Below are 12362 nucleotides of genomic sequence, written 5' to 3' on the forward strand. Positions count from 1 at the left end.
GTTACTGGCTTCGCCCACCGCAAGGCCGGTTGACCTGTGTGCGAGACACAGGTCTAGCCTGATCAACACCTCGCCGGGAGCAAGCCGATGACGACCAAGGAAGAAGTGACGCTGCCGCTGATGACGGTCCGCCAGCTGGCACGGCAGGGCGATGTCACGGTGCATGTGGTGCGCAACTACCTGCGGCGCGGTCTGTTGCAAGCGGCCACGCATACCGAGGGCGGCTACCAGTTGTTCTCCACCTCGGAGCTCCTTCGCCTGCACTTCATTCGCACGGCGCAACACCTTGGCTTCACGCTGGGGGAAATCGAGGAAATCATCCACCACAGCCTGCTGCGGCACAGCCCTTGCCCACTGGTGAGGGACATCATCCGACGCAGGCTCGACGACACCCGTCACCAGCTGGACACGCTGCTCGCCATGCACGGACGGATGGAGCATGCCGTGCGCGCCTGGGCTTCGCTGCCGGACTCCATTCCAACTGGCAACGAAGTCTGCGCATTGATCGAATCTGTTGCCGCTGCTGAAGGCGGCGGGTTCGTCAAGTCCACCCCGCGGCGACTTCTTGGACGCCGCCCCACAGAGGAGAATTTGCCATGACAGCCTCCAGTCCTGCCCCCTCAGGCTCCCGACGCTGGGTCTTCTGGATCTTCCTGGCGCTGGCCGTGTTCTATCTCGCCGTCGAGCACCGCGCCCACCTTGGGGGGACTCTTCGCTGGTTGCCCCTGGCCATCCTGCTGCTATGTCCCTTGATGCATGTGTTCATGCACAAGGGGCATGGCGGTCATGGAGGTTCCGGAAGTCATGGGCGCGACGGCAATTCCGACGACACACCCCATGGCCAGCATGAGAGCCGTAGCAAGCGGGCACTGAACGACGAAACGTCCGACACCTCGAACGGAGGGCACTGACATGCAGGCACCCGACTCCGGCTACGGCCTTTGGCTGCTGGCCGCCATCAACACCGCGTTCTTCATCTTCTTCGCCTGGAGCTTCTACAAGCCCTTGACCCGCTGGGACTGGCGGGGGTTCGGGATGTTCTCCGCCTTCGTCGTGGCCCTGTTCGCGGAAATGTATGGCTTCCCGCTGACGTTGTACGTCCTGGGCGGGTGGCTCAGTGCCAATTATCCGCAAGTGAACTGGCTCAGCCATGACGCGGGCCATCTGCTGGAGATGTGGTTCGGCTGGCGCGCCAATCCGCATTTTGGTCCATTCCACATGGCGAGCTTCGTCCTGATCGGCGGTGGCTTCTGGCTGCTGTCGGCCGCCTGGCCAGTGTTGTATCGGGCGCAGCGTGAGGGCCGGATGGCCCGAGACGGCGTGTATGCGCGCATGCGCCACCCGCAGTACGTCGCTTTCGTGTTGGTGCTGACCGGTTTCCTGCTGCAGTGGCCCACGCTGCTCACGCTCGCCAGCTATCCGGTGCTCGTGTGGGCCTATGCCCGCCTGGCGCGCCGTGAGGAAAAGGACTGCCTGGGCCGCTTCGGCGACGAGTACGTCCGCTACATGCAGCAGGTGCCGGCCTTCATTCCGCGACGCAGGCGCGGCCCCGCCCCATCCCAGGGAGAAGTCCGATGACACACGTCCACGAACCGCCAGTGCGCACGCGCACCTGGCCCATCGGCGACATGGTGAGTGCCGGCTGCGCGCGCACGCTGGAGAGGGCCGTAGCCGCGTTGCCCGGAGTCAACGCCACCATCGCGAATTTCGCCACCGCGACCCTGCAGGTGTCCTACGACCCGGCCCGCCTGTCGTCGGGCGCGGTCGCCACCGCGATCCGCGACTGCGGCTTCCAATGCGACGCCTCGATGCCCGCTGCCGGCCCGGGCGCAGGCGCGCACGCCCACGCTGCGCATGCCCGGCACGGACCGGGTACCACCGCGGAGCACCCTGCCGACGCCCACGCCGGCCACGGCGATGACGCCAAGGATGCCGGGGGTCACGACGCCCATGCGGGCATGAACCACGGCAGCGATCTGCACGCCGCGGCGCGCGACATGGGCCGCCGCTTCCTGGTCGCTCTTGCCTTCGCGATCCCGGTATTCGTGTGGTCGCCCATGGGCGGCCTGATGGAGCCGCCGCCGGTGCCGTTTGGACTGCGCGAGAACGTCTGGTTGTTCCTGCTGGCGACCGGCGCCGTGCTGTATCCGGGCTGGCCGTTCTTCAGTGCGGCGATTCGTTCGCTGCGCCGCGGCGTGCTGGACATGGCGGTGCTGGTGCTGCTGAGCGTGGGCACCGGCTACGGGTTCAGCATCGCGTCGACGTTCTTCTTCGACGGACCGAACTTCTACGAGGCCTCGGCGGTCCTGCTGACCTTCGTCCTGCTCGGCCACTGGCTCGAGATGCGGGCACGCGCCGGCGCTTCGGACGCGATGAAGGCGTTGTTGAAGCTGTCCCCGCCCCGCGCGGTGGTGCGCCGTGACGGACAGGAGCTCGACATCCCGACCGCCGAAGTCCTGGTCGGCGATATGGTCGTGGTGCGGCCGGGGGCGAAGATCCCCGTCGACGGCACCGTCGCTGAAGGCAGCTCCCAGGTCGACGAATCCATGCTGACCGGCGAGTCGATGCCCGTGCGCAAAGACCCAGGGGCCTCCGTTGTCGGCGGATCGATCAACAAGAGCGGTGCATTTGCCTACACCGCCACCAAGATCGGCAGCGATACCGCGCTGGCGCAGATCATCAAGCTGGTCCAGACCGCACAGAACTCCAAGGCGCCTGCGCAACTGCTCGCCGACCGCGCTTCGCAGTGGCTGGTGCTGGCCGCGATCGTGATCGGGCTGCTGACCTTCGCGGTCTGGTTCTGGTGGCTGGGACAGCCGCTCATGTTCGCGCTCACGCTGACGATCACCGTCTTCGTCATTGCCTGTCCCGACGCACTGGGTTTGGCCACCCCGATGGCGATCATGATCGGCACGGGCCTGGGCGCTCGACACGGCATTCTGTTCAAACACGCCGAAGCCATCGAGAAGAGCGCCCGGCTGGACGTTGTGATCTTTGACAAGACTGGAACCCTGACGGTCGGTGCACCGGAGGTGGTCGACATGGCGGTCGCACCGGGCTGGACGCAGGAGCGGCTACTGGCCACGGCCGCTGCGGTCGAGGCGCATTCGGAGCACCCGCTGGCGCAAGCGATCCTCAAGCGCGCCGGTCCGGCAGCCGAACGCGCTACGGCCTTCACCAACATCGACGGCCAGGGCGCCACCGGGGTGGTTGACGGGGTGCAGGTCCTGCTGGGCAATCGCATCCTGATGGTCGAACACGGAATCGATCTATCCGTGCTGGAAGCGGAGGCCGCGCGCCTCACCGGCGCGGGTCGCACCGTGATCTATGCAGGGGTAGGCGGCGAGCTTGCGGGCTTCTTCGCCATCGCTGATGCGATCCGCGAGACCTCGCGCGCCGCCATCGACGAACTGCATCGTCGCAACATCAAAGTGGCGATGATCACCGGCGACAATCGCCCCACCGCCGAACGCGTAGCTCAGGATCTGGGGATCGACATCGTGCTGGCAGACGTGTTGCCTGGCGGCAAGTCCGACGAGGTCATCAAGCTGCAGTCGCAGGGCCTCAAGGTCGGCATGGTGGGCGACGGCATCAACGACGCACCGGCGCTGACGCAGGCCGACGTCGGCTTCGCGATCGGCGCCGGCACGGACGTCGCCATCGAGAGCGCCGACATCGTGCTCATGCACAGCGACCCCTACGACGTCGTGCGCGCGACCTCCATCGCCCGGGCCGCCCTGCGCAAGATGCACCAGAACCTCGGCTGGGCCGTGGGTTACAACGTGCTGGCCTTCCCGCTCGCGGCCGGCGTGTTCTATCCGTTCGTGCTGTCGCCGGAAATCGCCGCCCTGTCGATGTCGGGAAGTTCGGTGATCGTGGCCCTCAATGCCTTGCTTCTCAAACGCCTTCCACTGGCGGACGTTGCCGCCTCCCCTCGCATCCAGTCCAAGGAGTCCACGCCATGAATCCCGCGACGCACCTTGCCCACCCAAGGGCCCGAGGCACGTATCCCCGCCGCTGGCATGCCGCGCTGGCCTTGGCTGCTCTGTTCGCCTTCGCACTGCCGGGTGTCGCCTCGGCGAGTGAAGGTGGGTTCCGTCACAACGTACTGATGCGCGGCCAAGTGTTGGAGAAGCAGGACGAAACGCTCGTCGTCTGCGTCGGACAGGCCGACGGCGCTCAGGTCGGGCAGGTGCTGGATGTGATCCGGCACAAGCGCCGCATCCGGCATTCGCGGACCGGCGGTCCACGCTACCGCCGTGAAAACGTCGGCCAAGTGCGGATCGTTGAACTGTTCGACGGTCACTACGCGGATGCCGAAGTGATCTCCGGCAGCCCCAAGGTCAACGACACGGTGGAGCTCGTTCGCCCCTGACCAGGCGCGTCGCACGGGGATGCGCATCGGCCCTTCCAACGCCTCCCGCAATCGCTTCCTTCCGAGACAGGAGTCACGTCATGACAGCGTCTTCCAACCCCACCCTGCATTTCCTCGGCGCCGCGGGCACAGTCACCGGCTCGCGCTACCTGGTCGAGGCCAACGGCCAGCGCGTGCTGGTCGACTGCGGCCTGTTCCAGGGCTACAAACAGCTGCGCGAGCGCAACTGGGCACCGTTTCCCGTCGACGCGGCATCAATCGATGCGGTGATCCTGACCCACGCCCACTTGGACCATTCGGGCTACCTGCCCGCACTCGTCAAGCAGGGGTTCCGCGGCCGGATCCACTGCACCCACGGCAGCGTGGCGCTGTGCGGACTGCTGCTTCCCGACAGCGGGCACCTGCTGGAAGAAGAGGCGAAGTACGCCGCGCGCAAGGGCTACTCGAAGCACAAGGAGCCGCGACCGCTCTATACGGAAGATGACGCCCGTCGCAGCCTGAAGCAGCTGCAGGGACATGACCATGAACGCGACATCGAGGTCGCGCCCGGCTTCACGGTGCGCTTCCACCCCGCAGGTCACATCCTGGGCGCCGCCCACGTCGGCCTGGATGTCCAGGGCCAGCGCCTGCACTTCAGCGGCGACTTGGGACGGAAGCAGGAATCGCTGATGAATCCGCCGACGCCCCTGCCCGCCTGCGACGTACTGGTCTGCGAGTCCACTTACGGCAATCGCGAACACGTCCCGATCGACCAGGAAGCGGAATTGGCCCCGATCATCCGCCGTGTTGCCGCGCGCGGGGGCGTTATCGTCATCCCCGCCTTTGCTGTCGGACGCGCCCAGGCGCTCATGCTGCATATCGCCCGGCTGCGTGAGCGCAAGGAGATCCCTCGCGTGCCGGTGTACCTCAACAGCCCGATGGCGATCAACGCGACCCGGCACTACCACGCCCACCATTCCGAGCACCACGTGTCCGAAGAGGACTGCCAGCGGATGTTCGACGTGGCCACCTTCGTCAACACGGTGGAAGAGTCGAAGGCGCTCAACCGCCAGCGCGGACCGATGATCATCATCTCCGCCAGCGGGATGGCGACCGGGGGGCGCGTGTTGCACCACATCGAGGCGTTCGGTCCGGATGACCGAAACGCGATCCTGCTCGCGGGCTACCAGGCCGGCGGAACACGCGGTGCCGCGCTGGCGGCAGGAAAGCGAACCTTGCGCATGTTTGGCCGCGAGGTCCCCATTCGCGCCGAGGTAGTGCAGCTGGAAGGCTTTTCTGGCCACGCCGACGCCGGGGAACTGCTGGACTGGATGCGCACCGCGCCGTCCGCGCCGCGCGTCGTCTACCTCACCCACGGCGAGCCCGATGCAGCCGACACGTTGCGCGGGCGCGTGCAGCGCGAGCTGGGCTGGCGCGCGCGCGTTCCGGAGCACCTGGAGCGCGTTGGGCTGGAGGATGCGCGATGAGCGAGCTGGCCGCTGCTCACACCCTGCTGCGCGTCACCCGTGCCGGCATCGACACCTACCAGCAGCCGGTGGTGTACATGCACCGCGACTGTGAAGTCTGCCGCTCGGAAGGCTTTGCCGCGATGACTCGCGTGAGGCTAGACGTGGGTTCGCGCACGCTGGTGGCGACGCTGAACGTGGTCGTGGACGATCGGCTCGGCCTGGACGAGGTGGCGCTCTCGGAGACCGCGTGGACGCTGCTCGATCCCATGCCCGATGTCCTTGCCCGGGTCCGGCACACGGAACCCGCGGCGTCGGCAGGCGCGCTCCGCGCCAAGGTGTTCGGGGCACGGCTGGACGACGCGCAGTACCTCGCCCTGGTGCAGGACGTGATGGAAAGCAGGCTGTCGGACCTGGAGCTTGCCGCCTTCGTCACGGCCAGCGCGGGCGACCGCCTCGACAACGTCGAGACGACCGCGCTGACGCGGGCCATGATCGCGGTTGGCCAGCGCCTGGACTGGGGCGATGGGCCGGTGCTGGACAAGCACTGCGTCGGCGGCCTGCCGGGCAATCGCACCACCCCGATCGTGGTGGCCATCGTGGCCGCGCTGGGCTACCGCATCCCGAAGACGTCCTCGCGCGCCATCACATCGCCCGCGGGCACCGCCGACACCATGGAAGTGATGGCGCCGGTGGCGCTCGACCTGGCGGCGATGCGGCGGGTGGTGGAGCGCGAGGGCGGCTGCATCGTCTGGGGCGGCAACGTGCGCCTGAGCCCGGCCGACGACATCCTGATCCGGGTCCAGCGCCCGCTGGACTTCGATAGCGACGGACAACTGGTAGCCAGCGTGCTGTCGAAGAAGATCGCGGCGGGCTCCACCCACGTGCTGATCGACATGCCGGTGGGTCCGACCGCCAAGGTGCGCAGTGAGGCTGCGGCGGACAGCCTCGGCTCGCGGCTTGCACACACCGCCAGCGCGCTTGGATTGCAGCTGGCCATCCATCGCTCCGACGGCACCCAGCCGGTGGGTCGGGGCATCGGCCCGGCGCTCGAGGCGCACGATGTGCTCAAGGTGCTGCGCAACGCCACCGACGCACCGGCCGACCTGCGCGAACGCGCGCTTGCGCTGTCGGCGGCGCTGCTGGACATGGCACCGGGCAGCAGCGCCGGCACCGGACTGGAGCGCGCGCGCAGCGTGCTGGATTCCGGGAGGGCGCTGGCCAAGTTCCTGGCGATCTGCGAAGCCCAGGGAGGCTTCCGCGAACCGGCGCGGGCGCCATTCACCGCCGACGTTCCGGCATCCGCGTCGGGCCGCATCACGGAAATCGACAACCGCAGGCTGGCCAAGCTGGCCAAGTTGGCCGGCGCACCCACATCCCCCACCGCCGGCTTGGAAACGAGTCTGCGCGTCGGCGATGCGGTCGAGCGCGGACAGCCTCTGCTGACCCTGCATGCGGAGTCTCCGGGCGAGCTGGCCTATGCGCTGGAGCACGCCGCCACCTTGCAACCCTTCGTCCTTGGAGAGGTTCCATGACCCGTGTGCTGATGCCTTTCCCGGCCGATGCAGCATTGGCCAGCACCATGAACCAGGCTATGCAGGCGCGCATTGCACCTGTGGCTTGGCGGCACTTTCCCGATGGCGAGTCGCTGGTGACCCTGGAGGACTCGCTGGCTGGCGCGGATGTGGCCATCCTGGCCAGCCTGCGCCACGCCGATGCTTTGGCCCTCCCATTGCGTTTCGCCGCCCGAACGGCGCGCGAGTTCGGGGCGCGCTCGGTCGGCCTGATCGCGCCCTACCTCGGGTACATGCGCCAGGACAAGCGTTTCCATGGTGGTGAAGCGGTCAGCACGCCGCTGTTTGCCCAGTTCCTGGAGGAGACGTTCGACTGGCTTGTGACCGTCGACCCGCACCTGCACCGCGTCGAGCGCCTGCAGTCGCTCTACCGGATTCCGACGGCCCACGTGTCGGCGACGCCGGCCGTGGCCCGCTGGATCGCGGAAACCGTCCCCGATGCGGTGCTGATCGGACCCGACAGCGAGAGCGAGCAATGGGTCGCCGACATCGCCGCCCGCTCCGGCATGCCCTACCAGGTCCTCGCCAAGGAACGCCACGGCGACTACGACGTGCGCGTGAGCCTGCCTGACCCGGCGGCCGTGGCCGGCCGGACCCCGGTGCTGATCGACGACATCGTGTCGTCCGGCCATACGATCCTGGAGACCCTCGCGCACCTGCGCCAGCTGTCGCTGCCGCCACCGCTGCTGGTCGCCATCCATCCGGTGTTTGCCGGCGATGCCTATGCCCGCCTGCAGGAGGCGGGCCTGGCTCGTATCGTCAGCACCGACACCATTTCCCACCCGTCGAACGCAATTGCGCTCGGCGCGGACCTTGCCGCTGCGGCCTCGACACTGATGGCTGCTTCGACCAATTCCCCGGAGGACCCATGAACCTGCATCTGAACTGCTGCACCGCCGACCAGCTGTCAGCCGCCGAGCGCCAGCGGATCCTTGAACTGGCCGATGCCCACCGGCAGGCTGATCGCGCGTTCGCACATTGGGCAGCCGGCTACGGCGTGATCCGGCATGACCCGCTCACCCAGCTGCGGGTCCGCCAGATGGTGGACGAACTGGTGGCCCTGGGCCGCACGCCCAATACCGGCACTGCTTGGCAGCGGCTCGCCGCGGCCGATCGCGTCGCCAGTGCCGGCATGTGGCTGGTGGCGCACATGACCTACAGCCAGCGGGTCCGTACCGACGGCACGGTCCTTGAGGCCGACGATTTCAAGCTCACGCCTGAAGGCCACACCGGCGGGTCCCTCAACATGGTGCCCGCCTACGCTGGCTACCTCCTGATGGACGCCCTGGATGGTGTCACCCGCGCTTGGATGATGGGCCAAGGGCACTGCGTGGCCGCGATCGACGCGCTGAACGTGTTGGTTGGCAACATGACCGACAGGCACGCCGAACGCTATGACCGCTCCGACGCCGGACTGAGCCGGTTCGTCGGCGACTTCTACGCCTACACGCTCAATCCGGACGGGACGCCGGCGTCGCCGCTGGGCTCCCACGTCAATGCGCATACCGCCGGGGGCGTGATGGAAGGTGGCTATCTCGGCTTTGCCGAGCTTCAGTACGTGCATGCGCCGCTCAAGGACGAACGCCTGGTGGCGTTCCTCAGCGACGGTGCGTTCGAAGAACAGCGCGGCAGCGATTGGGCGCCGCGCTGGTGGCGTGCCGAAGACAGCGGGCTGGTCAGCCCGATCATCATCCTCAACGGGCGGCGTATCGAACAGCGCAGCCAGATCACCCAGCAAGGCGGCGAGCGCTGGTTGGACCGGCACCTGCGCTTGAACGGCTTTGATCCGATCGCGCTGGACGGGCGCGATCCGGCCAGCATCGCGTGGGGCATCCACGTGATGGAATCGCGCCTGCAAGCGGGCGCCGCCGTCCCCGATACCGACGTGCGGCTGCCCTATGGCATCGCCGAAACCGTGAAGGGCTTCGGCTTCCCGGCGCCGGGACCAACGCCTCGCACAATCTTCCCCTGCCCGGAAATCCGGCGGTGGATGCAGAGGCGCGCACGCTCTTCAATGAGGGCGCTGCAGCTCTGTTCGTGACCTTCCCCGAACTCGAGGAGGCCGTCGCCGCACTCAACAGCCACGATGACCAGCAGCGGGTGCGCGAACGCGACCATGCGCTGGCCGATCGCCAGATGGAACCACCCCGCGTGCCGGCGATCGCCGACCGCGGTGCCGGCGGCGAGAGCTCGCCGATGACCGCGCTGGACGAGCAGTTCGTCGCGATCGCCGAAGCGAACCCGGGCCTGCGCGTGCGCGTGGGCAATCCCGACGAGCTGCGCAGCAACAAGCTCGACCGCACCCTGGACGCGATGAAGCACCGGGTGCACGAGCCCGAGCCCGGCATTGCCGAATCGACGACCGGCGCGGTCATCACCGCGCTCAACGAGGAGGCCGTGGTCTGCGCCGCGCTCGGCAACAAGGGCGGCCTGAACCTGGTGGTCACCTACGAGGCGTTCGCGCCGAAGATGCTCGGCGCCGTGCGCCAGGAACTGATCTTTGCCCGCCATCAGAAGCAGGCCGGACGCCCGCCCGGCTGGCTGGGCGTGCCGCTGGTGCTGACTTCGCACACGTGGGAAAACTCGAAGAACGAGCAGTCGCACCAGGATCCGACCATGGCCGAGGCGCTCATGGGCGAGATGGCCGACATCTCGCGCGTGGTGTTTCCGCCCGATGCCAACGGCGCCGCCGCAGCCCTCACCCACGCCTACGCGCAACGCGGCACGGTCACCACCCTGGTCGTCCCCAAGCGGCCGGTGCCCCATGAGTTGACGCCACAGCAGGCCAAGGCGCTGGCCGAGATCGGAGCGACGTGCCTGGCCGGCGATCCGGCGAAGGCGGCGATCCTGCTCGTAGCCACCGGCGCGTACCAGCTGCAGGAAGTGCGCCGCGCGCAGGCGCGTCTGGTCGAACGCGGTGTGTCGGCCGCGATCGTCTATCTCGCCGAGCCCGGCCGGTTCCGCGCGCCGCGCGATCCGGAGGAGGCACGGTACGTGCACTCCGACACCGCGGTCCAGGCGCTGTTCCCGGTGAGCAGGCCGCGCGTATTCGTCACCCACACCCGGCCCGAACCCTTCCTCGGCGCCCTGCGCCGGCTCGATACCGGTCCAACTACGACCGCGGCGCTGGGCTTCGTCAACCGCGGCGGCACGCTGGACGTGCCGGGCCTGCTGTTCGCCAACCGCAGCACCTGGGCACACGTGGTCGACGCGGCTGCGCACGTCCTCGGCCAGTCCCGTGGCAGCCTGCTGTCCGAAGCGGAGCTGGCGGCAGTGGATGGCCGCGGCGATCCGGCCACGATCCTGCGCCCTGCCACGGGGCCAGCGTCGTGAGTCGCCCGGCCAGGACCTCGCGCTGATGGCGGGTACAGTGCGGCGCGGAGGTCAGATTGCCTGGGCCGGACTGAAGCTCGGAGTCGCCGTGCTGCGCCTGCGCCGGCGCGCACCCGACCTGCTCCCCGCATACGTCAGCACCACCCTGGTGGGGTTGGGCACCACCTTCGTCAAGCTGGGCCAAGGCTTGAGTCTGCGCTGGGACCTGCTGCCGGCACCCTACCGCGAGGCGTTGTCGCGATTGCACAGCGATGTGCCCCCCTTCCCGGCGGAGGAGGCCATGCGTATCGTCGAACAGGCGTTTGGCGCGCCGGTCGGCGAACTTTTCGCCAGCTTCGATGACAAGCCCCTGGCCGCGGCTTCAGTGGCCCAGATCCATCCAGCGCGCATGCATGATGGTCGCGATGTGGTCGTCAAGATCACCCGCCCCGGGATCCATGCCCAGGTGCAGGCGGATCTGCTGCTCCTGCGGCGCACGATGCGCGTCGCCCAGTGGATCTGGCCGCCACTGAAACGCCACCGGCCGCTCGAACTGGTGGACGAACTAGGCGCATTCCTGCGTGACGAGATCGACATGCGTCACGAGGCGCAGAACATGCGGCGCATGGCCAAGGTGCTGGATGCCCTGCCCGGCATCACCCAGCCGCACGTCGTCGAGCCGTATGCCACCCGCAACGTGCTTGTGCAGGATCGAAGCCACGGGACCCGTCTGGAGGCCGCGTACGGCACAGCGGCCGCTCCCGCACTGGCAAGGGCGCTGCTCGGTGCCTACGTGCATCAGCTCTTCGGCGCCGGCGTCTTCCATGCCGACCCGCACCCGGGGAATCTGTTCTTCTTTGACGACGGTCGCCTGTGCCTGCATGACTTTGGCTCGATCGGCGTGCTCGACCCTGCATCCCGGCTCGCGCTCGGCGGCATGGTCGAGGCCATTGCGGCCGACGACGCCGAGGGCGTGCTGGATGCAGCGATCGCCATGGGCTTCTTCCCGCCGCAGGTCGACCGCCGCTCGCATGTGCGCGAGATCCACCTGATCCTGGCCGAGATGGCCAGCCGTCCGCTGGCGCAGTGGTCCATTGCCGAGGCAATCTGGCGCGTGGCACGCATTGGGCAGGGCGCTGGCTTCCGGCTTCCGGCCCACCTGCTGTCCCTGATCCGGACGCTGTTCCTGGTCGAGAACACGCTGCGGGCGCTGGATCCGGATCTGGACCTGCTGGGGACGCTGTCCGCGCAGGCGGCCGCGATCGCCGACATTGCCGAAGCCAGCCGCCCCAGCGGCAACAGGCCGCTTGCCATGCGGCTGGCCCGCACTGCGCGCCAACTGCCACAGATCGCCACCGACCTGTTGCGGCAGGCGCAACTGAGCGACGGACGACCCGCCTTCTCCGTACACCACCATGGCCTGAGTTCCACGCAGGAGGCAATCGCGCGCACGGGCAACCGGCTGGCGTTGGCCCTGGTCACCTTGGGCCTGTACGTAAGCGGTGCGCTGTTGAGCCTGCATTCCGACGGCCCGCAAGTGTTCGGTCACCTGCCTGTCATGGCGGTGCTGGCCTTCACTGCAGCGGGCCTTCTATCCCTGCGGCTGGTAATGGCCATCGCCAGATCGGGGCACCTGTGACCAGCCGGAGCAACGAA

11 protein-coding genes are annotated in these 12362 nt (G+C 68.0%); all 11 read left to right on the forward strand.

The window, feature by feature from the left end; genetic code table 11:
• Positions 1–87: 87 nt before the first annotated feature.
• The 11 genes from LJB71_RS08505 (at position 88) to LJB71_RS08555 (ending at position 12345) form a co-directional block, all read left to right on the forward strand.
• Positions 88–600, forward strand: a complete 513-nt coding sequence (locus LJB71_RS08505) for a MerR family transcriptional regulator (protein WP_223158069.1) — start codon at positions 88–90, stop codon at positions 598–600.
• On the forward strand, positions 597–911 hold the full coding sequence (locus LJB71_RS08510) for a DUF2933 domain-containing protein (protein WP_310649410.1): 315 nt from the start codon (positions 597–599) through the stop codon (positions 909–911). The genes LJB71_RS08505 and LJB71_RS08510 overlap by 4 nt, the downstream gene beginning before the upstream one ends.
• A gap of 1 nt (position 912) precedes the next feature.
• Entirely contained in the window at positions 913–1578 is a 666-nt protein-coding gene (locus LJB71_RS08515) for an isoprenylcysteine carboxylmethyltransferase family protein (RefSeq protein ID WP_028839372.1), read from the forward strand.
• On the forward strand, positions 1575–3965 hold the full coding sequence (locus LJB71_RS08520) for a heavy metal translocating P-type ATPase (protein ID WP_259303847.1): 2391 nt from the start codon (positions 1575–1577) through the stop codon (positions 3963–3965). Before LJB71_RS08515 ends, LJB71_RS08520 begins: the two co-directional genes overlap by 4 nt.
• Positions 3962–4375 carry a hypothetical protein gene (locus LJB71_RS08525; protein WP_141480898.1) on the forward strand — a complete coding sequence of 138 codons (414 nt, stop codon included), beginning with the start codon at positions 3962–3964 and terminating at the stop codon, positions 4373–4375. The genes LJB71_RS08520 and LJB71_RS08525 overlap by 4 nt, the downstream gene beginning before the upstream one ends.
• A gap of 80 nt (positions 4376–4455) precedes the next feature.
• Positions 4456–5841, forward strand: coding sequence for an MBL fold metallo-hydrolase (locus LJB71_RS08530; RefSeq protein WP_259303848.1), 1386 nt, complete (start codon positions 4456–4458; stop codon positions 5839–5841).
• Positions 5838–7355 carry a thymidine phosphorylase family protein gene (locus LJB71_RS08535; protein ID WP_187570524.1) on the forward strand — a complete coding sequence of 506 codons (1518 nt, stop codon included), beginning with the start codon at positions 5838–5840 and terminating at the stop codon, positions 7353–7355. Before LJB71_RS08530 ends, LJB71_RS08535 begins: the two co-directional genes overlap by 4 nt.
• Positions 7352–8266 (forward strand): ribose-phosphate diphosphokinase, encoded by a 915-nt coding sequence (locus LJB71_RS08540; RefSeq protein WP_259303849.1) that lies wholly within the window; start codon positions 7352–7354, stop codon positions 8264–8266. Before LJB71_RS08535 ends, LJB71_RS08540 begins: the two co-directional genes overlap by 4 nt.
• Positions 8263–9435, forward strand: a complete 1173-nt coding sequence (locus tag LJB71_RS08545; protein ID WP_259303850.1) for a hypothetical protein — start codon at positions 8263–8265, stop codon at positions 9433–9435. The genes LJB71_RS08540 and LJB71_RS08545 overlap by 4 nt, the downstream gene beginning before the upstream one ends.
• Positions 9432–10727 carry a hypothetical protein gene (locus LJB71_RS08550; protein WP_259303851.1) on the forward strand — a complete coding sequence of 432 codons (1296 nt, stop codon included), beginning with the start codon at positions 9432–9434 and terminating at the stop codon, positions 10725–10727. Before LJB71_RS08545 ends, LJB71_RS08550 begins: the two co-directional genes overlap by 4 nt.
• Positions 10672–12345 (forward strand): AarF/UbiB family protein, encoded by a 1674-nt coding sequence (locus tag LJB71_RS08555; RefSeq protein ID WP_259303852.1) that lies wholly within the window; start codon positions 10672–10674, stop codon positions 12343–12345. Before LJB71_RS08550 ends, LJB71_RS08555 begins: the two co-directional genes overlap by 56 nt.
• Positions 12346–12362 lie beyond the last annotated feature (17 nt).

This window comes from Thermomonas sp. S9 (assembly GCF_024704365.1).
Classification (GTDB): Bacteria; Pseudomonadota; Gammaproteobacteria; order Xanthomonadales; family Xanthomonadaceae; genus Thermomonas.